Raw genomic sequence first — 19,540 nt, forward strand, 5'->3', positions numbered from 1 at the left:
AGGGCGTGACCCCGTCCATTTCTTTTGTCGTTTTCGCGACCACGGCTCACGCCGTCGGGCGGCCGGCTCCCGCGTAGTCGTCGCCGGGCCGGCGGTAGGAGTGGACCTGGACCGCCTGGCCGGTCTGCGGCGCGTCGATCATCTGCTGGTTGCCGATGTAGAGACCGACGTGGTGGATCTTCGTCGCCGGCTCGCCGTAGAAGATCAGATCACCCAGCTGCGGGTCGGTCACGTGCGGCACGCTGCGGAACTGCGTGTCGGCCGTGCGCATCAGCTTGATGCCGGCGCTGCCGTACGCCGCCGTCGTCAGGCCCGAGCAGTCGAAGCCCGGGTCGTTGCCGCCGGTGCCGTTGCCGCCCCAGATGTAGGGGAGGCCGATCTTGTCGATCGCGAAGTTCACCGCGCTCAGCACCGCCGGGTTCGGCGCCGCCGTGCCCTGGCCGACCGTGCCGTAGACGTTGACCGTGGCCAGCGTCCGGTGCAGGAACAGCGGCGCCGGCTGCAGCGTGCCGACCGAGTCCCACCACACCTGGCCCTGGGACAGGTCGTGGCCGTCGGCGCACAGCGCGCGGCCCGTGGTCAGCGCGGCGTCGTCGATATTTTGGACATTGGGTTTCCCGCCGGACGCGCTCGCCTGGTACTTGCCCCAGATCGCCGGCGACAGCTGCATGGGCCCGGCGGCGTTCGCCGTCGAGACGACCTTGTTGTAGAAGTCGCGCACTTCGATCGTGGCGAGCGGCTTGTCCAGCGTGCCGGTGGTGCCGAACTGCCCGCCCCGAGCCCGGCCGTGGTCCGTGGTCACTTTTCCGACCGCGGCCAGCGTGACCCACGAAAGGCGGCACCCCGGGATGTCCTTGGTGAGTTTCGCCGTCGCCTTCGCGTAGCCGACCATCGCGCGCAGCGGGATGTCGAGCCACTGGCTGGTCTTGGACGCCCAGGCGTCGAACTCGCTCGGTTCCGGCACCTTGGGCGGCGTCGGGGTCTGCGGCGGCGTGGGCGTCGGCGGCTTGGTGGACGTCGGCGACGGCGACGACGCCTGGGTGACCGTCGCGGCGGCGTTCGTGGTCTCCTGCTGCTTCGGCGCGAGCAGGATGCCGGCGACCAGCGCGCCCGCGACGACGACCACGGCCGCGACCACCACCACGGGCTTCCGACGGCGGGGCGCAGGCGCTGCGGACGACTCGGACGACGCGGCCGGCTCGGGTGATTCGGGTGTGTCGGCCGGGACGACCTCGGGCTCCTCGCTCACCGGGCCGCTCCCGTGAGCCGGTCGAGCACGAAGCCGCGCAGGCCGTCGAGGTCGGTGTCCACGGCGACCTCGATCGGGCGGCCGGGGGAGAACTGCGGATCGTCCTCGCCCAGTCGTCGCCGGTCGACCAGGGTCTGGCCGCGGGCCGGGCCGAGGCCGCAGTCGACGTCGACCCGGTAGGTCTCCGTGCGCAGGATGCCGGGCGAGATCGCCTCGGCGACCGCGACGGCGTCGTGCATGACCATCCGGTCTTCGCCGAACACGCGCGTGTAGTGCTGCCGGTACGTCGACGTCAGGCCTTCGAGGGTGGCGCCGACCGGTCCCGACGCCGCGAGCTTCGCCAGCCATTCGCCGTCGACGGCGCAGCGGTGCGTGAGGTCGAGCGGCACCAGCACCACCGGGACGTCCTCCTCGACGAGCACCCGCCGGGCCGCCTCGGGGTCGCTCCAGATGTTGAACTCGGCGGCGGTCGTGCTGTTGCCGAACGTCACGCCGCCGCCCATGATCACCAGCCGCGCGATCTTCGCCGCCGCGCCGGGGTGGGCCGCGAGCAGCGCGGCGATGTTCGTCAGGGGCCCGATCGGGGCGATGGTCACCGGTTCGTCGGCGGCGTCGAGCAGGTCGAGCATCAGCCGGACGGCGTCCCGCTCCTCCAGCGGACGGCTCGCCTCGGGCAGCGTGTAGGAGTGGCCGGAAAGGCCGTCGCCGCCGTGGACCTCTTTCGCGTCACGCGGCTTGGAGTAGATGAGTGGCCGCGCCGCCCCGGCGGCCACGGGCACGTCGTCACGGCCGAACAACGCCAGCAGCCGCTGCGCGTTCGCCGTGGTGCGGTCGAGGGGGACGTTGCCGAAAACCGACGTCACGCCCAGGAGGTCGACGTCCGGGGACAGCGCCGCCAGCGCGATCGCGAGCGCGTCGTCGACGCCCGGGTCGGTGTCGATGATCAGCTTCGTGCCCATCCAGCTCCCCTTGCCTGCGAACCCGTCCCGCACACAGGTTACGGTCACGGGCATGACGTCGATGTGGGGTGCGCCCGCGCTGTCGCGGGTGCGGGCCTGGCGCCGCGCCCGGCAGGACCCGCGGCAGGCCAAGTTCCTGACCGCCGACTCGCTGCGCTGGGTGCTGCGCAACCGTGCGTACACGCCCTGGTACCTGGTCCGGTACTACCGGCTGCTCAAGTTCCGGCTCGCCAACCCGCACATCATCCTGCGCGGGATGCTCTTCCTCGGGAAGAACGTCGAGATCCACTGCCGCCCCGGCTACGGGCGGCTGGAGATCGGCCGCTGGGTCCACATCGGCGACGGCAACGCCATCCGCTGCCACGAGGGTTCGCTGCGGATCGGCGACAAGTCCGTCTTCGGCCGCCAGAACGTGATCAACTGCTACCTCGACATCGAGCTCGGCGCGGCCACCCTGGTCGCCGACTGGGTGTACATCTGTGACTTCGATCACGTCATTTCGGACATCCACGTGCCGATCAAGGACCAGGGCATCGTGAAGTCCCCGGTCCGGATCGGCCCGGACACCTGGCTCGGCACCAAGGTCAGCGTCCTGAAGGGCACCCGCATCGGCCGCGGCAGCGTGCTCGGCGCGCATGCTGTCGTCCGTGGTGACATTCCGGACTACTCGATCGCGGTCGGCGCGCCGGCGCGAGTGGTGCGTAACCGCGAAGACGACTACGCGGCCGACGCCGCCCGTCGCGAGGCTGTCGCGGACATGGCCCGCAAGGCGAACAAGGCGCTGCAGAAGACCCTCGGCGAGCAGTAGGACTACTCAGGCCGCGTGGTCGGTTTTCACGACATAGTGGCCGTATGGGGGAGTACCGCGAGGTCGTCGTGTCCGCTCTGCTCGCGCTGGTGGCGGCCGGGTGGCTGATCGTCGTCCCGTACCTGGTGCTGCTGGGGGCGCTGGAGAGCATGCCGGCGTTCGGCACGAGCACGCACCGGGGCGACGCCTACCTGACCTGGGCCGCCTGGCTCGGTGCCGGGCTGCCGCTGGCGGGCGTGGTCGTTTCGGCGACCACGCGGCGCCGCGGGTGGACGTGGTTCTTCGGGATCTGCCTGGCGCTGGCGGCCGCGGTCGCGGCGCTGGGTTGGGCGGACGACGTCCGGCATGCACCGCCGCCTCCGCCGGGGCCGCGCCACTGCGTCGAGCGCAGCGGCGGCGACAACGACTGCCCGGGCGGCTGACCCTCACACACGCTGACCTGTGGTTTCCCGGGTGGTCGAAAATCGGCCACGCTCGTTCCCGGCCGTTCGGCGGTGATCATCGGCTGATCGGCCGATCTCCGCCACCCCAGACCTCGGAAGCCTGGGGCCATGTCGATCACCCGGTTCGCCGTCCCGCTGCTCGCTGCCGCGGCGCTGCTTCCCGTCGTCCCCGCGGTCGCCGCCGCGGACGGGCTCTCCTGGCAGCTCTGCGCCACCGTCGCGAAGGGCTGGGACCCCGACGACCGCCGCACCGAGTGCGCGCAGGTCACGGTCCCGGTGGACTACGCCGATCCCGGTGGTCGGAAAATCGACATCGCCGTCAGCCGCATCCGGGCGACCGGGACGCGCACCGGCGCGATCCTGCTGAACCCCGGCGGACCCGGCCAGTCCGGCCTCACCATGCCCGGCAGTATCGCCGACAGCCACACCGGCGGCCTCGGTGTCCACCACGACCTGATCGGGTTCGACCCGCGCGGCGTCGGGTACAGCGCCGACCTGCCGTGCCCGACCGAGCTCCCCGACCCGGGCATCATCGACGAGGAGAAGGCCCGCGAAGCCGCCGAACGCGCCGCCGAGGCGAACCGCAAGTGCGTCGAGGCCCACCCGGCTTTCGTCCGGAATCTGACCACGCCGACGATCGCCCGGGACCTGGACCGCATCCGCGTCGCGCTCGGCGAGGACAAGATCGGCTACTACGGCGTCTCGTGGGGGACCGCGCTCGGCGCGCAGTACCGGTCGCTCTTCGACGACCACGTCGACCGGATGCTGCTGGACTCCGTCATGCCGCCGGACCTCAGTGTCACGGCGATGGACGACGGCCAGGCGACCGCGGGCGAGAACACCTTCCACGAGTTCGCGGCGTGGATCGCCAGGTACGACGCCATTTACCGATTCGGGACCACGGAGCCCGCGGTCGCGAAAGGGCTGCTCGGCCTGCGGGACCGGTACGGCGCGGCCGTCAACGACATGCTCGCCAACCCGCGTCGCGAGTGGGCCGGCCTGGCGAAGCAGCTCGCCGCCATCCGCGACGGCGGACCGCCCGTTGCCGGAAAAGCGACCAAAGACAGCCTGGGCTGGGACGGCGAGCCGCACGCGTTCAACCACTTCCAGCAGACGGCGCTGCTCTGCAACGAGTCGCCGAGCCCGCGCGATTTCGAGACCGTCTGGCAGCACCGCCTCGACCGGATGAATCGCTTCCCGGTCGCCGGCGGCTACGGCTTCTACGAACAGCTCTGCGTCGGCTGGCCACTGGCTGCCCGGCCGTGGTCGTTCGAAAACGGGACAAGCCCCCTGCAGCTGGCCGGCCACCTCTACGAGCCGGTCACGCCCATCGGCTGGGCGCTCGCGATGCGGCAGCGGATCGGCGGCGCGCTCATGACCGTCGAGGACGACGCCCACGGCTCGCTGTCGTCGCTGCCCTGCGCCGACGCCGTGGTCACTTTCTTCGACACGGGCAAGACGACGTCGGCGTCGTGCTCGGGCGCGCCGGTCCCGGGGCCGTGAGTCAGCGGTTCCGCAGCTGGTCGCGGACCTCCATGAGGGCGAAGCCGAGCAGGTTCAGCCCGCGCCAGTAGTCCGGCTTGGTCGCGTTCTTCTCCTCGCGCGCGAGGCCGGTGCCCCAGACGAGGTCCTTCTTGGACGCCTCGACGAGCACCGCGTCCCCGGTGCCGAGCAGAAACCGGCGCAGGTCGCGGTGGGCGCTGAACTTGGCCAGGTTGCCGTCGACGACGATGTCGAACCGGTGCCGCTCCCAGGTGGCGGCGTCGAAGCCGGCGACCTCGCGGCCGAGCACCTTCGCCGTCTTCGGGTCGGGCGTCGACCGGATCAGCTCGGCCTTCTCGACGTCGCCGAACAGCAGCGCCTTGCCCGCCATCATGTAGTGCTCGGCGGTCGGGTACTCGACCCCGTCGGCCTCGAACGGGTCGAGCCACCACTGGCTCAGGCAGCTCGCCGTCACCCGGCCGGACTTCGAGGGCGTGTGCCCGTAGAACAGCAGGTACTCGGGCTCCGCACCCTCGTGGACTTTTTCGCGCAACGCCTCGACACTGCGGACACCGTCGACCTTCACCATCCGCCTAGTGGACCACGCCCTCAGAGCAGGAAGTGGAACAGGGGGCTGCCCGGCTCGATCCGCTCGACCTGCAGGGGGCTCGCGTCCATCCGGGCGAGCAGTCCGGCCAGGTCGGACGGCCGGGCGATCTCGATGCCGACCAGCGCCGGGCCCATCTCGCGGTTGGTGCGCTTGACGTACTCGAAACGCGTGATGTCGTCCTCGGGCCCGAGCACCTGCTCGAGGAACCGCCGCAGCGCGCCCGGCTCCTGCGGGAACCCGACGAGGAAGTAGTGCTTCAGCCCTTCGTGCATCAGCGAGCGTTCGAGGATCTCGCCGTAGCGGCTGACGTCGTTGTTGCCGCCGGAGACCAGGCAGACGACCGTCTGGCCGGGCTCGACCTCGACGACCGTGCCGAGCGACGCCGCGGCGAGCGCGCCCGCGGGCTCGGCGATGATCCCGTCGGACTGGTACATCGCCAGCATCTCGGTGCACACCGCGCCCTCGGCGACCGCGGTCAGCTCGGCGCCGCTCTCGCGGATCAGGGGGTAGGTGACCGCGCCGGCCTCGCGCACGGCGGCGCCGTCGACGAACGAGTCGAGCTCCGGCAGCCGCACCGGGTGCCCGGCCTCGAGGGCCGCGGCCATGCAGGCCGCGCCCGCGGGCTCGACGCCGACGATCCGGACCTCCGGGTGCCGTTCGCGCAGCCAGCTGCCGACCCCGGCGAGCAGCCCGCCGCCCCCGACCGGGACGACCACGACGTCGGGCACGAAGCCGAGCTGCTCGACCACCTCGCACGCGACCGTGCCCTGGCCGGCGACGGTGCGGACGTCGTCGAACGCCGGGACCAGGGTGGCGCCGGTGCGCTGGGCGTCCTCGTTGGCCGCGGCGAAGGCGTCTTCGTACGTTTCACCGACCACGACGACCTCGATGTGCGCGCCACCCAGCGTCGCGATGCGTTCGCGCTTCTGCCGCGGCGTGGTGCCCGGGACGTACACGCGGCCGCGAGCGCCGAGCCGGCGGCACGCGTACGCGACGCCCTGGGCGTGGTTGCCGGCGCTGGCGCAGACAACCCCTCGCGCGCGGACGTCCTCGTCGAGCTGGACGATGAAGTTGTAGGCGCCGCGGATCTTGTACGACCGGACGGTCTGCAGGTCCTCGCGTTTCACCCAGACCTGGGCGTCCACCCGGGACGAAAGCCGGGCGCTCGGCTCCAGCGGCGTCCGGGTCACCACCCCGGCCAGCCGCTCGGCGGCCTTTTCGATGGTCGCCGCGGTCACCGTGTCGATGTCGTGCACCCCGGTGAATCTACGACTCGCGCGTCCCGGGCAACCGTCCGGGCCTCCGGGCGCATCAGAGGGGTGTCGAACGAGATGGGGGGCGCCGATGGACGCCGGATTCACCGAGTACGTGACCGCGCGGGCGGCGTGGCTGCGCAAGGTCGCGTACCTGCTCTGCGGCGACTGGCACCGGGCCGACGACCTGGTCCAGTCGGCGGTCACCCGGCTCTACACGAACTGGCCGCGCGCCTCCCGCGCCGACAACGTGGACGGCTACGCGCGCCGCACGCTCGTCAACACGTTCCTGGCCGAGCAGCGGACGTCGTGGTGGCGGCGGGTGGATTTGCGCGAAAAAGACCACGAGCCGCCCACGCCTGGTGCGGACGTCGAACTGGCCCTCGACCTGCGGGCCGCGCTGGAGCGGCTGCCGGCCAGGCAGCGCGCGACCGTCGTCCTTCGCTACTTCTGCGACCTGCCGGTCGCGGAGACTGCCCGGGCGCTGGGCTGTTCCGAAGGCACCGTCAAGAGCCAGACCGCGAAGGCCGTGGACGCGCTTCGCGAGCTGCTGCGGGAACCGATCCGGGAGGGACGAGCATGACCGACCACGAGCTGGCCACCAAGCTGAAGGAACTGGCCGAAGCACCCGCCCCGCCGCCGCGGATCGACCTCGACCGCGCGCGCCGGATCGGGGGACGTCGTCGTCGTGTGCGGACCACGGCGCTGGTCCTCGGCTGTGCCGCGGTGGTGGCGGCCGGGGGGCTCACGGCGGTGTCGGTGTTCCGGCCGGTGCCGCCCCTGGCGACCGCGCCGGCGGCCGTGGCGCCCAAGCCCGCGCCCGTCGCCCCCGCGCCCACCGACAACCCCCTGGTGACGAAGGCGAGCTTCGGCTGGCTGCCGGAGCCGATCAAGGGCATCGAATACGGCGTCGGCGGTCACGGCGACTACGCGCTCGCCATCGGCCGCGGCGACCTGGCGCCGATGATCTGGCTCGCCGTGTGGGATCAGGAACCGGCGCTGGACCGCCGGCACGACATGGGCGGGAAGGCGGTGCGGGTCCCGGTCCGGGTCGGCGACCGCGAGGGCTACTGGGTCACCGTGGACGCCGCAGACCCGCTCAACCAGGGCAACAGTTACCTGCGCTGGCCGACCGGGGACGGCCGCTGGGCGGAACTCAACGCCTACTACCTCACCCTGCCCGAACTGCAGAAGGTCCTGCTGCGCGTGGCCGGGGACGTCACGTTCGCGAACCGGGCGGTGCCCTTGCCGCTGCACATCACCGGCCTGCCGGAGTCGTTCCGGGTCGCCGACGTCAACCTGTGGCGCCGCCCGGACACCGACGGCGTCCCGTGGCGGGCGGTGCTCCAGTACTCGTCGAACGGCGCGCTGGCGACGATCACCGTGTCCCTTCCCGGCGGCGAGTCGGACGGCCTCGGCACGCCGGTCTGCACGACGAAGAACGGCCTGCAGGCGTGCGTCCGGATCGACCAGCCGTCGGCTGCGGGCATCACCGCGAAGGAACTCCTGAGCCGGATCACGCTGCTCGGCCCGGACGAGGCGAAGTGGACCACGCACGTGATCGGGTGATCAGCCCTTGGGGACCGCCGGGTAGGGGACGAAGGTGCTCGTGTTCTCGTCGACGGTGAGCTGCTTGCCGATCGTCGGGAACGCGCGCTGCGAGCACGCCGGGCGTTCGCAGACTTTGCACCCCATCCCGATCGGCGTCGCCGCGGCGGGCTCGTCCAGGTCCAGGCCGGTCGAGTAGACGAGCCGCCCGGCGTGCCGCAGTTCGCAGCCGAGGCCGACGGTGAACGTCTTGCCCGGGCTGCCGTAGCCGCCGATGTTGCGCGACACCGTGCGCGCGACCCAGAAGTAGCTCTTGCCGTCGGACAGGGTCGCGATCTGGGTGAGGATCTTGCCCGGCTGGGTGAACGCCTCGTAGATGTTCCACAGCGGACAGGCCCCGCCGACGCGGGAGAAGTGGAACCCGGCCGCGGACTGCCGCTTCGACATGTTGCCGGCCCGGTCCACCCGCACGAACGAGAACGGCACGCCGCGCTGCTTCGGGCGTTGCAACGTCGACAGCCGGTGGCAGACCGTCTCGAAGCCGACGCCGTAGTGGTCGCACAGCCGCTCGATGTCGTAGCGGAAGCGCTCGGCCGCGGCCAGGAACGGGCCGTAGGGGAGGATCAGCGCCCCGGCGAAGTAGTTCGCCAGGCCGACACGGGCGAGCGAGCGGGCGGCCGGGCCGGAAAACGCCCACGAGTCGGCCAGCTCGGTGATGAGGTCGTCGTACTCGAGCAGCGCGATCTGCGAGGCCATCCGGAACGCCTGCTGGCCGACCCGCAGGCTCGGCGCCAGCCGCAGCACCCGCGGCACCGGCTCGTAGCGGTGCTGCTGGCCGGTGGCTTCGTCGATGCCCTCGCTGGTCACCTCGACGCCGTAGCGCTGGAACAGGCGGTCCTTCAGCGCGCCGAGGACCTGCCCGCGCTGCAGCGGGATGTCGGCGGCCATCTTCTCGGCGCGTTCGTCCAGTTCCGCGACATAGTTCTCGCGCTCGTAGAAGAAGTCGCGGACCTCCTCGTGCGGCAGCGGCGCGGCGGCGCTGCCGTGCAGGCCGAGGCCGTTTTCCGTGGTCAGCACGGCCGTGTTCTCGACGGCGTTGCGGTAGCTGCGGTGCAGCTTGACCAGCGCCTGGGCGATGGCGGGCAGGTTCGTGGCCAGCTCGTTGAGCTCGCTCGTGGTGACGTCGACGCCGAGGACCTCGTCGAGCAGGGCTTCCTTGACGTCGGCGACCAGCCGGGACGTGTCGTTGTTGGCGAAGAACTCGGTGTCGACGCCGAACGCCTGCGTGATCCGCAGCAGCACCGGCACGGTCAGCGGCCGCGAGTTGTGCTCGATCTGGTTGAGGTAACTGGGTGAGATCTCCAGCACACGAGCGAGATCCGCCTGGCTCATCGAGCGGCTTTCGCGGAGGTGCCGCAGCCGTGCGCCGGCGAAAGTCTTCTCCATTCGTGCCCTCCTTTCCGGAAGGTTTCCGGTCCTGAACGGTTACGTGAACGGTCAAGAACGCGGATTTTCGATCACTTGCGAACCGGCTGATTCGCAACCTTTGCAAAGAGCGTACGTACCCTTCACACAAATTGGCAAATTGGACGACTGGACCGCGTTTTCGCTGGCGTGTCAGGGTCATGCCAAGCAAGGCGAGCAATCGCAAACTTCGCAACACCGGGAGAGTCCGATGACGGAACAGGCCAAGCAGGCGGCCGCGGAGCTGGCCGCGCAGTGGGCGAGCGACCCCCGCTGGGCGGGCGTGCAGCGCTCCTACTCGGCCGAAGACGTGATCAAGCTGCGCGGCAGCGTCGTCGAGGAGCACACCCTGGCCCGCCGTGGCGCGGAGAAGCTGTGGGACCTGCTGCACACCGAGGACTACATCCACGCGCTGGGCGCGCTCACCGGCAACCAGGCCGTCCAGCAGGTCCGCGCGGGCCTGCAGGCGATCTACCTGTCCGGCTGGCAGGTCGCGGCCGACGCCAACCTGGCGAGCCAGACCTACCCGGACCAGAGCCTCTACCCGGCCAACTCGGTGCCGGCCGTGGTCCGCCGCATCAACAACGCGCTGGGCCGCGCCGACCAGATCAGCTGGGCCGAGGGCAACACCGACATCGACTGGTACGCCCCGATCGTCGCCGACGCCGAGGCCGGCTTCGGTGGCCCGCTCAACGCGTTCGAGCTGATGAAGGGCATGATCGCGGCCGGCGCCGCGGGTGTGCACTGGGAAGACCAGCTCGCGTCCGAGAAGAAGTGTGGTCACCTCGGCGGCAAGGTCCTCATCCCGATCAAGCAGCACGAGCGCACCCTGAACGCCGCGCGGCTGGCGTCCGACGTGCTGAACGTGCCGACCCTGGTCGTCGCCCGCACCGACGCCCAGGCCGCGACGCTGCTGACCAGCGACGTCGACGAGCGCGACCAGCAGTTCCTCACCGGCGGCCGCACCGCCGAGGGCTTCTACGAGGTCCGCAACGGCATCGAGCCGTGCATCGAGCGCGGCCTGGCCTACGCCCAGTACGCCGACCTGCTCTGGATGGAGACCTCCGAGCCGGACCTCGAGGTGGCGCGCAAGTACGCCGAGGCGATCAAGGCGAAGTTCCCGGACCAGATGCTGGCCTACAACTGCTCGCCGTCGTTCAACTGGAAGAAGCACCTGGACGACGCCACGATCGCGAAGTTCCAGCGCGAGCTCGGCCACATGGGCTACAAGTTCCAGTTCATCACGCTGGCCGGCTTCCACGCCCTCAACTACTCGATGTTCGACCTGGCGCACGGCTACGCCCGCGAGGGCATGACCGCCTACGTCGACCTGCAGGAGCGCGAGTTCGCGTCGGAGAGCCGTGGCTACACCGCCACCAAGCACCAGCGCGAGGTCGGCACCGGCTACTTCGACCAGGTCGCCACCGCGCTGAACCCGGAGAGCTCGACCACCGCGCTCAAGGGCTCCACCGAAGAAGCCCAGTTCCACTGATCCCGGCCGCGGCCTGACGACGGCAACCCCCTCCGTCGTCAGGCCGCGACCCTCCCTTCATTCCTTCCCTGCACAGCTCGTGGAGGCACCCCATGGTTGATCGGCTGAACTACCGCATCGAGGTCACCGGGCCGGTCGAGGGCCGGTTCGCGGAGATCCTGACCCCGGCGGCACTCGACTTCCTGGCCAAGCTGGACAACACGTTCGCCGGCCGCCGGCGCGAGCTGCTCGACGCCCGCCGCGTGCGGCGCGAGGAACTGCAGTCCGGGGAGAAGCCGCTCGGTTTCCTGCCCGAGACCCGCCGGATCCGCGACGACGAGTCGTGGCACGTCGCCCCGACCGCGCCGGGCCTGGAGGACCGCCGCGTCGAGATCACCGGCCCGACCGACCGCAAGATGACGGTCAACGCGCTGAACTCCGGCGCCAAGGTCTGGCTGGCGGACTTCGAGGACGCGACGTCGCCGACGTGGCACAACGTCATCGACGGCCAGATCAACCTCTACGACGCCATCCGCCGCAACATCGACTTCACCACCGAGGCCGGCAAGCGCTACACGATCGGCGACGACCCGGCGACGATCGTCGCCCGTCCCCGTGGCTGGCACCTGGTGGAGAAGCACATCCGCATCGACGGCCGCCCGGTGTCGGCGAGCCTGGTCGACTTCGGCCTGTACTTCTTCCACAACGCGCGCCAGCTGCTCGCTCGCGGCGTCGGCCCGTACTTCTACCTGCCGAAGCTGGAGAACCACCTCGAGGCGCGTCTCTGGAACGACGTCTTCCTGCTGGCGCAGCGCGAGCTCGGCATCCCGCGCGGCACGATCCGCGCGACCGTGCTGATCGAGACGATCACTGCCGCGTTCGAGATGGACGAAATCCTCTACGAGCTGCGCGAGCACGCCGCGGGCCTGAACGCCGGCCGCTGGGACTACATCTTCAGCCTCATCAAGAACTTCGCCGCACACGGCGCCGACTTCGTGCTGCCGGACCGCGCGCAGGTCACGATGACCGTGCCGTTCATGCGGGCCTACACCGAACTGCTCGTGCGCACCTGCCACCGGCGCGGCGCACACGCCATCGGCGGCATGGCCGCGTTCATCCCGAGCAAGGACCCCTCGGTGAACGAAATCGCCGTCGAGAAGGTCCGCGCGGACAAGGAACGCGAGGCCGGCGACGGTTTCGACGGCTCGTGGGTCGCGCACCCCGGCCTGGTCCCGGTCTGCCGCGAGGTCTTCGACGGCGTGCTCGGCGGCTGGCCGAACCAGCTCGGCAAGCTGCGCGAAGACGTCCACGTCACCGCCGAGGACCTGCTCGACGTGGCCAGCGCCGGCGGCGAGGTCACCGAGGCGGGCGTCCGCGCGAACATCAACGTCGCGCTGCGGTACGTCGACGCGTGGCTGCGCGGCACCGGCGCGGCGGCGATCCACAACCTGATGGAGGACGCGGCCACCGCGGAGATCGCCCGCTGCCAGGTCTGGCAGTGGATCCGCAACGGCACGAAGCTCGAGGACGGCACGGCCCTGACCCGCGAGCTGGCGGTCGAGTTCCTGAACGACGAACTCGCGTCGGTGCGCGCGGAACTGGGCTCGGAAAACCGCCTCGACGACGCGTACGAGATCTTCACCGAAACCGCGCTGGGCGAGAAGCTGCCGAGCTTCCTCACCACGGGTGCCTACGCGCGGTACCTCACGGACGCCCGGTAGCAGGGGCCCCGCCCGCCCCTACCTGACGAGGGGCGGGCGGATTCCACACTGTTGGGATGGTGTGGGTCCGGACCGGTCCCGGTGGCGGCGGCTCCCCGCCACCGGGACCGGTTCATGTTCAGAGCAGGAAGACCCGCTGCGTCACGAGGTTCGCCGGCGGTTCGCAGCAGGTGAAACCCGTGATGCCGGGGATCGCGTTGGTCGTGGTCGGAATAGTGACCAGCCAGTGGATCGTCCGGACGGCATACGCCGCGACCAGCAGCGCAACGGCGGCCAAGAGGATCGTGGCGAGCAGCTGGTGGTTCCGGATGGCGCCGACGCCGCCGTACTGCAGGACGAAGACGACCGAGCCGAGTGACGAGAAAACCGACCACAGCGTGAGGAACGCGGCGCCGACGAGACCGGCCCGGCTCCCGGTGAGCCCCGCTGCTCCGTTCTTGTCCGACGTGGTGCGCTGACCGACGGTGTAGGCGATCGGAGCACAGGCGGCGATGGCGACGTAGAGCGCCGACGCGACCGCGAAGGCCGCCGACGCTCCCGGCGCGATCGCCGTGTCGAGCTTGCCGGAGAAGGCCGCCAGCAGCGCGGCGAAGGCGGCGGTCAACGCCGTGAGGTTGCTGGCCCAGCTGTCGGTGAACTTCCACTGGGCGCCGCCGGGCAGGTCGAGGCCGCTCTTCCGGAACGCGAGCCGCGCGAGGACGAGGGCCACGGCGACGGCCACGATGAACCCGGCGACCAGCCCGTGGCCGAAAACGCGCCAATCGGGGACGATCGGGTCCGCGGCCGCCGCGACGAAGATCTTCATGGGACCGGCTCCTCTGCGTAGTCGCTGCTGGTGGCCGGTAGTCGGCGGCCGCCGACGGCTCGTTACGCAGAGTTGTCACTCACACGGGTGTCTTGAGCAGGACCTTCGCTGCTTCGCCGGCCGTCTCCGCTTCGCGTGGGTCGCCGGTGATGGCGGCGAGCACGGTCGCACCCTCCATGAGCGAGAACAGCTGGTCGGCGACGGTTTTGTCGGAAACGAGACAACGCAGGTAGCGCCGGACTTCGTCCTTGTGCTTCCGGATCGCGGCGGCGATGCCGGGGGTGGGCTCGCCGAACTCGCCGAAGGAGTTGATGAACGCGCAGCCGCGGAAGCCGGGCTCGGCGAACCAGTTCTTCAGCCACGCGAACACGGCCAACGGGTCGTCGCCGCGCGCGTGGACGAATTCGCGCAACGACCGCCGCCAGCGTTCGTCGCGGCGCAGCAAGTACGCCTCGACCAGGTCGTTCTTCGCCGGGAAGCACTGGTAGAGCCGCTTGAGCGAGACGCCGGAGCGTTCACGGACGGCATCCATCCCGACCGCCTGCACGCCGTGGGCGTAGAAGAGGTCTTCGGCGGCCTCCAGTAGCCGGTCGGTCGCCTCCGTGGAATCCATGTCACCTGCCCCTGGCGCTGAGAATGATCGTTCTCTAGTCTAGCGGGAGCCGTGGAGAACGCACGTTCTCCACTTTCGGAAGGAGTTCTCATGACCCCGCGCCCGCCGTTCCCGCCGTTCGACGAGGACAGCGCCCGCCAGAAGGTCCAGGCCGCCGAAGACGCGTGGAACACCCGCGACCCGGAGCGTGTCTCGCTCGCGTACACGGAGGACTCCGTCTGGCGCAATCGCGACCACCACGTCGTCGGCCGCGCGCAGATCGTCGAGTTCCTGACCGCGAAATGGGCGCGCGAGCTGGACTACGCGCTGCGCAAGGAGCTGTGGGGGTTCCGCGGCAACCGCATCGGCGTCCGGTTCCAGTACGAGTCCCGGACCGCGGAGGGCCAGTGGTTCCGCAGCTACGGCAACGAGCTGTGGGAGTTCAGCGACGAAGGCCTGATGCGCCGTCGTGAAGCGAGCATCAACGACGTCCCGATCACCGAAGCCGACCGCCGCATCTTCGGCCCGCGACCGCAGTCCGAGCACGGGGTGCTGTTGCCGATCTTCTAGGTCCGCCCTGAGCGGAACCGGCCACGGCCGGCCGGGCCGACGGGCATGGTCGGAAAAGTGACGACACCGGCGTTCGGCGGCGAAGTGAGCGAGTACTACCAGCGGTTCCGCCGCGGCTACCCGCCCGAGGTGGCGGACAGGCTCGCCGCGACGTTCGCGCTGACCGGCGACGACGTCGTCCTCGACCTCGGCTGCGGCACCGGCCAGCTCACCCGGTCCCTGGCGCCCCGCGTCGGGGCCGTGCTGGGCATGGACCCGGAACCGGCGATGCTGGCGCAGGCCCGGCAGGCGACGGCGGAGCCGAACGTCAGCTGGCTGCTCGGCGCGGACTCCGACGTCGGCGCGCTGACGTCGGCCCTCGGCCCGGGACGTCTGGCCGCGATGACGGTGGCGCAGGCGTTGCACTGGATGGACCACGATCGGCTGTTCGCGTCGGTCCGTCCGCTGCTGCGGCCCGGCGGCGGTGTCGCGGTGGTGACCAACGGCGAACCGCTGTGGCTGCAGGACACGGCGTGGTCGGCTGCGCTGCGGGAGGTCGTCGCCGACTACCTCGGCGCCCCGGTGCACCGGACCTGTGGCACGGACGACGCGAGCCAGGAGCGGTACGCGAAGGCCCTCGCGGCCGCCGGATACGCCGTGAGCTCGACCGTCGTCGAGTACTCCGCGCCCCTGAGCGTCGACGAAATCGCCGGTGGTCTTTTTTCGGCCATGAGCCCGGAGCAGCTGCCCGGCACAGACGCGCGGCCGGCGTTCATCGAGCGCATCCGGGCCGCGGTCACCCCGCACGGCCCGCTGCGGGAACACGTCCGGGTCCGGCTGCTGACCGGCACCAGGTGAATCGGACGAACCATGCACGGCGGACGAAATACGTACCGGCCCCTGCTGTTCCGCTTATTGTTTCCCCGGCAGGCGGCGCGGATGCTCGCTGCGAGGCGCCGATCGCACCGCCGTTCCCCGAGGAGTCCCATGACCATGACCAGCAGGTTGAGAGCTGCCGTCGCCGCCGTCTTCGTCGTGTTTTCGCTCGCGTTCGCCGTGGACGGAATAGTGACCACGGCCGTTTCGGCCGGTCCGGACTGCGTCCGGCCGTGCCGGTTCTGAGGTCCCGGCTCCTTACACTTCCGGGATCTCGGCCGGGACCGGTTCGAAGGCGTTGCCGGTCGCGATCTTCGGCCGCGGCAGCTCGACCGGCTCGCCCGGCTTCGCCCGCCGGTAGACCTCGGCGGTCGCCTCGGCGATCCGGCCCCAGTCGAAGTCCGCGGCCAGCCGGGACTGCGCGGCTCGCGCCCGCTCGGCCGCGGCGTCGGCGTCGGAGAGCACCGTGGTCACCGCGTTGGCCAAGGCCGCGACATCGCCGGGGCTGAACGCCAGCCCGGTCTCGCCGTGCACGACGACTTCGCCGAGCCCGCCGGCCGTCGACGCCACCAGCGGCGCCTTCGCGGCCGCGGCCTCCAGCGCCACGATCCCGAAGGGCTCGTACCGGCTGGGCAGCACCACGGCGTCGGCGGCGGCCAGCGCCGCGCGGAGGTCGCGGTCGGAGAGGTGCCCGACGAAGTCGACGGCGCGCCGCACCCGCAGTTTCCGCGACTGTTCGACCAGCTCGTCGAAGTGTCGTCCTTTTCCGGCAACGACCACGCGGGTGCCCGGGTGGCGGCGCCGGATGCGGGGGAGTGCGGCCAGCAGGTCCTGCACGCCCTTCTCCCACTCGAGTCGTCCGAAATAGAGCAACAGCGGCGCGCCGGCCGGGCTGTAGACCTCGCGGGCACGCGCGATCTCGCCCGCCGGAACCTGCCAGCCGCGCTCTTCGATGCCGTTGTGGATCACCGTGACGTCGGCCGCCTCGACCTCGAAGAGGTGCGCGACCTCGCGGCGCATGGCCTGGGAACAGGTGATCAGCGCGTCGGCGCGGTTCGCCAGCCACCACTCGACCGAGTGAACCTGCTGGTTCAGCGGGTGCGACAGCCAACCGGAGTGCCGGCCGGCCTCGGTCGCGTGGATCGTGCCGACCAAGGGCACGCGCGCGGCCTCGGCGATCGCGATGGCCGGGTGGGCGACCAGCCAGTCGTGCGCGTGGACGACGTCGGGCTGCCAGGTGCGCAGCAGGTCCTGCGCGGCGCGGATCATGGCGTGGCCCATGGCCAGCGTCCAGGCGACGAGGTCGCGTTCGAAGGTCACGTGCATCGGGTCCTCGGCGACCCGGATGATCCGCACGCCCTCGACAACGCGGTCGGTGCGCGGGTGCGTCCCGGCGTCGGTGCCCGCGGCGTGCCGGCAGAGCACGACGACCTCGTGGCCCTGGCGGGCGAGGTGGGTGGCGAGCGCGTGGACGTGCCGGGCCAGGCCCCCGATGGCCACGGGCGGGTACTCCCAGGACAGCATCAGCACTCGCATGCGCAGAGGTTACTCGCGAGTCAGAAGGCCTCGACGCGCCCGTGCTTGCGAAGTGTTCACATGTGATCTCGATCACTGTTGAGCGTGGCGATCTCTGCGACCATCGGCCGGGATGACATCTCCCGGAGACCCTGCCTGGCACCGGCTCGAACCGTCCTTGCCGACCCCCTGGAGCGCCGACGTCGCTCCCGGCAACGCCTTGCCCGAGTACCCGCGGCCCCAGCTGACCCGCCCGCGCTGGCTGAACCTCAACGGCGTCTGGGAGTACGCGGGCTGGCCGTCGTCGCCGGACGAACCACGGCCGTCCGGGTACGCCGAGCGCATCCTGGTCCCGTTCCCGCCCGAATCGGCGTTGTCGGGAATTCGACGACGCGACGAGGTCCTCTGGTACCGGCGCCTGGTCGAAATTCCGCAAGACTGGCGTGACCAGCGGATCCTGTTGCACTTCGGCGCGGTCGACCAGACAGCGAAGGTCTGGGTCAACAACCAGCTCGTCGCGACCCACGAAGGCGGCTACACGGCGTTCAGCGCGGACATCACCGACGTCCTGCGCGCTTCGGGACCGCAGGAGCTGACGGTCCGCGCCGAGGACCGCACCGACATCGAGCCCTTTCCGGTCGGGAAACAGCGCAACGCCCCCGGCGGGATCTGGTACACGCCGTCGTCCGGAATCTGGCAAACGGTATGGCTGGAGCCGGTCCCCGAGACTCGGATCGAGCGGCTGGACCTGACCCCGGACCTGACCGGCGTCACGGTGTTCCCGCAGGTCACGGGCGGTACCGAGGTTGTTGTCGTTATTTCGGCAAAGGGCGTCGAGGTGGCGCGGGCAGCGGGTCCGGCCGGGGCCAAAGTGCGCGTGGACGTTCCTTCGCCGCGCCTCTGGACCCCCGACGACCCGCACCTCTATGCGCTGCGCGTCCAGCTGCTCGACGAGCGTGGTGCGATTTCGGACGAGGTCGGCAGCTACGCCGGACTGCGCACGATCGGCCTGGTCCCGGACCGGGAAGGACGCCCGCGGATCGCGCTCAACGGCCGTGTCACTTTTCTGCACGGACCGCTCGACCAGGGCTACTGGCCGGACGGCATCTCGACCGCACCCACCGACGACGCCCTGCGGTTCGACCTCGAGAAGACGAAGGAGCTGGGCTTCAACTTCGTCCGCAAGCACGTCAAGGTCGAGCCGGCCCGCTGGTACTACTGGGCCGACACGCTGGGCTTGGTCGTCTGGCAGGACATGCCGTCGCTGACCGTGTCGTTCGACGGCCCACCCGGAATCGCGCCGGATCCGGTCCTGCGGGCGCGTGAGCGGTTCGAGGCGGAGCTGGCCGAGATGGTGACGCAGCTGCAGGCGGTCCCGTCGATCGTGGGCTGGGTCCCGTTCAACGAGGGCTGGGGCGAGTACGACACCGCCCGTGTCGCGAAACTGGTCAAAACCCTCGACCCGACCCGGCTGGTGATCGCGAACAGCGGCGTCAACTGCTGTTTCTCGCGGCCGGACAGCGGCGCGGGCGACGTCTACGACGACCACACCTACGTTGGCCCGGGGGCGCCGTCGGTCCGCGACGGCCGCGCGATCGTCGACGGCGAGTACGGCGGCCTCGGCCTGGTATTGGACGACCACCGCTGGCCCGGCCCGCCGAATGCGTACGAGATGACGCCGACGCAGGAACGGCTCACCGAGCGCTACGCCGAGGTCAGCGCCGCCCTCGAACGGGTCGTGGCGGAGCGCGGTTTGTCCGGCGCTGTCTACACCCAGACGACGGATGTGGAAAACGAGGTCAATGGGCTGCTGACTTACGACCGCCGCGTGGTCAAGGTGGATCCTGAGGTGGTCGCGAAGTGCGTGCGTGCGGTGATTGAAATGGGCTCGTCCTGAATTTCGGTTGTTTCCGCGAAAGGCGTGGCGTTGCCGGGGCGGCGGGCCGCCCCGGCACGGCCGGGACCTACAGGTGCAACCAGAGGTGGAGGCCGAGGATGTTGATGTGCCCGTGGTGGTGATGGTGGTGGTGGCCGGCGCACACCAGCAGGCAGTGGCGAGCCTGGACGTCCGCGTCGGAGCGCGGCGCGGCCGAGGCCGTGCCCACCGCGGGCCCGGCCAGGAGCAGTCCGAGTGCCACGGGGAGCGCGGCCAACGCGGCCCGGTGTCTGGTTGTGCTCATCGGTGATCCCTTCTC

Annotated in this window: 20 protein-coding genes; 11 read left to right on the forward strand and 9 right to left on the reverse strand. The window is 70.7% G+C overall.

What is annotated here, in order from left to right:
- Positions 1 to 46: 46 nt before the first annotated feature.
- The gene (locus BLW76_RS11500) at positions 47 to 1,144 is read right to left on the reverse strand and encodes a C40 family peptidase (RefSeq protein WP_091319297.1); all 1,098 of its coding nucleotides are present in this window, start codon (positions 1,142 to 1,144) and stop codon (positions 47 to 49) included.
- 101 nt (positions 1,145 to 1,245) lie between these two features.
- A complete protein-coding gene (locus tag BLW76_RS11505; protein ID WP_091306163.1) occupies positions 1,246 to 2,208 on the reverse strand; it encodes a nucleoside hydrolase in 963 nt (320 codons plus the stop codon).
- A 52-nt stretch (positions 2,209 to 2,260) separates the two neighbouring features.
- On the opposite strand from BLW76_RS11505, the gene BLW76_RS11510 reads away from it, so the two are divergent.
- The 3 genes from BLW76_RS11510 (at position 2,261) to BLW76_RS11520 (ending at position 4,962) form a co-directional block, all read left to right on the forward strand.
- Positions 2,261 to 3,016, forward strand: coding sequence for an acyltransferase (locus BLW76_RS11510; RefSeq protein ID WP_091306164.1), 756 nt, complete (start codon positions 2,261 to 2,263; stop codon positions 3,014 to 3,016).
- 44 nt (positions 3,017 to 3,060) lie between these two features.
- On the forward strand, positions 3,061 to 3,438 hold the full coding sequence (locus BLW76_RS11515) for a hypothetical protein (protein ID WP_091306166.1): 378 nt from the start codon (positions 3,061 to 3,063) through the stop codon (positions 3,436 to 3,438).
- 129 nt (positions 3,439 to 3,567) lie between these two features.
- Positions 3,568 to 4,962: an alpha/beta fold hydrolase gene (locus BLW76_RS11520; protein WP_091306167.1), complete on the forward strand. Its 1,395-nt coding sequence runs from the start codon at positions 3,568 to 3,570 to the stop codon at positions 4,960 to 4,962.
- Position 4,963: 1 nt separating this feature from the next.
- Here the strand turns inward: BLW76_RS11520 and BLW76_RS11525 are convergent, their stop codons facing one another.
- Positions 4,964 to 5,530 carry an NADAR family protein gene (locus BLW76_RS11525; RefSeq protein ID WP_091306169.1) on the reverse strand — a complete coding sequence of 189 codons (567 nt, stop codon included), beginning with the start codon at positions 5,528 to 5,530 and terminating at the stop codon, positions 4,964 to 4,966.
- A 20-nt stretch (positions 5,531 to 5,550) separates the two neighbouring features.
- The gene (ilvA, locus tag BLW76_RS11530) at positions 5,551 to 6,807 is read right to left on the reverse strand and encodes a threonine ammonia-lyase IlvA (protein WP_091306171.1); all 1,257 of its coding nucleotides are present in this window, start codon (positions 6,805 to 6,807) and stop codon (positions 5,551 to 5,553) included.
- Positions 6,808 to 6,895: 88 nt separating this feature from the next.
- Here ilvA and BLW76_RS11535 point away from each other — a divergent pair, with 88 nt between their 5' ends.
- Together BLW76_RS11535 and BLW76_RS11540 are read left to right on the forward strand one after the other, a co-directional pair.
- On the forward strand, positions 6,896 to 7,387 hold the full coding sequence (locus BLW76_RS11535; protein ID WP_091306172.1) for a SigE family RNA polymerase sigma factor: 492 nt from the start codon (positions 6,896 to 6,898) through the stop codon (positions 7,385 to 7,387).
- A complete protein-coding gene (locus BLW76_RS11540; RefSeq protein ID WP_091306174.1) occupies positions 7,384 to 8,373 on the forward strand; it encodes a hypothetical protein in 990 nt (329 codons plus the stop codon). The genes BLW76_RS11535 and BLW76_RS11540 overlap by 4 nt, the downstream gene beginning before the upstream one ends.
- Here BLW76_RS11540 and BLW76_RS11545 read toward each other — a convergent pair whose 3' ends face one another.
- Positions 8,374 to 9,798, reverse strand: coding sequence for a short-chain fatty acyl-CoA regulator family protein (locus BLW76_RS11545; protein ID WP_091306176.1), 1,425 nt, complete (start codon positions 9,796 to 9,798; stop codon positions 8,374 to 8,376).
- A gap of 229 nt (positions 9,799 to 10,027) precedes the next feature.
- Here BLW76_RS11545 and aceA point away from each other — a divergent pair, with 229 nt between their 5' ends.
- Positions 10,028 to 11,308, forward strand: coding sequence for an isocitrate lyase (gene aceA / locus BLW76_RS11550; protein ID WP_091306178.1), 1,281 nt, complete (start codon positions 10,028 to 10,030; stop codon positions 11,306 to 11,308).
- Positions 11,309 to 11,400: 92 nt separating this feature from the next.
- Positions 11,401 to 13,008, forward strand: a complete 1,608-nt coding sequence (gene aceB, locus BLW76_RS11555) for a malate synthase A (RefSeq protein ID WP_091306180.1) — start codon at positions 11,401 to 11,403, stop codon at positions 13,006 to 13,008.
- Positions 13,009 to 13,126: 118 nt separating this feature from the next.
- Here aceB and BLW76_RS11560 read toward each other — a convergent pair whose 3' ends face one another.
- A complete protein-coding gene (locus tag BLW76_RS11560) occupies positions 13,127 to 13,813 on the reverse strand; it encodes a hypothetical protein (RefSeq protein ID WP_091306182.1) in 687 nt (228 codons plus the stop codon).
- A 79-nt stretch (positions 13,814 to 13,892) separates the two neighbouring features.
- Positions 13,893 to 14,426 carry a TetR/AcrR family transcriptional regulator gene (locus BLW76_RS11565; protein ID WP_091306184.1) on the reverse strand — a complete coding sequence of 178 codons (534 nt, stop codon included), beginning with the start codon at positions 14,424 to 14,426 and terminating at the stop codon, positions 13,893 to 13,895.
- A gap of 90 nt (positions 14,427 to 14,516) precedes the next feature.
- Here BLW76_RS11565 and BLW76_RS11570 point away from each other — a divergent pair, with 90 nt between their 5' ends.
- The 3 genes from BLW76_RS11570 (at position 14,517) to BLW76_RS50415 (ending at position 16,076) form a co-directional block, all read left to right on the forward strand.
- A complete protein-coding gene (locus BLW76_RS11570; RefSeq protein ID WP_091306186.1) occupies positions 14,517 to 14,975 on the forward strand; it encodes a nuclear transport factor 2 family protein in 459 nt (152 codons plus the stop codon).
- Between the two features lie 57 nt (positions 14,976 to 15,032).
- Complete coding sequence (locus BLW76_RS11575; RefSeq protein WP_091319299.1) at positions 15,033 to 15,812, forward strand: class I SAM-dependent methyltransferase; 780 nt, start codon at positions 15,033 to 15,035, stop codon at positions 15,810 to 15,812.
- Positions 15,813 to 15,947: 135 nt separating this feature from the next.
- Positions 15,948 to 16,076: a hypothetical protein gene (locus BLW76_RS50415; protein ID WP_279627677.1), complete on the forward strand. Its 129-nt coding sequence runs from the start codon at positions 15,948 to 15,950 to the stop codon at positions 16,074 to 16,076.
- A gap of 12 nt (positions 16,077 to 16,088) precedes the next feature.
- Here BLW76_RS50415 and BLW76_RS11580 read toward each other — a convergent pair whose 3' ends face one another.
- Positions 16,089 to 17,366, reverse strand: a complete 1,278-nt coding sequence (locus BLW76_RS11580; RefSeq protein ID WP_091306188.1) for a glycosyltransferase family 4 protein — start codon at positions 17,364 to 17,366, stop codon at positions 16,089 to 16,091.
- A 112-nt stretch (positions 17,367 to 17,478) separates the two neighbouring features.
- On the opposite strand from BLW76_RS11580, the gene BLW76_RS11585 reads away from it, so the two are divergent.
- Positions 17,479 to 19,242: a glycoside hydrolase family 2 protein gene (locus BLW76_RS11585; RefSeq protein ID WP_091306190.1), complete on the forward strand. Its 1,764-nt coding sequence runs from the start codon at positions 17,479 to 17,481 to the stop codon at positions 19,240 to 19,242.
- Positions 19,243 to 19,309: 67 nt separating this feature from the next.
- Here BLW76_RS11585 and BLW76_RS11590 read toward each other — a convergent pair whose 3' ends face one another.
- Entirely contained in the window at positions 19,310 to 19,525 is a 216-nt protein-coding gene (locus BLW76_RS11590) for a hypothetical protein (protein WP_091306192.1), read from the reverse strand.
- Between the last annotated feature and the right edge of the window lie 15 nt (positions 19,526 to 19,540).

Source organism: Amycolatopsis tolypomycina (assembly GCF_900105945.1).
In the GTDB taxonomy this organism is placed as follows: Bacteria; Actinomycetota; Actinomycetes; order Mycobacteriales; family Pseudonocardiaceae; genus Amycolatopsis; species Amycolatopsis tolypomycina.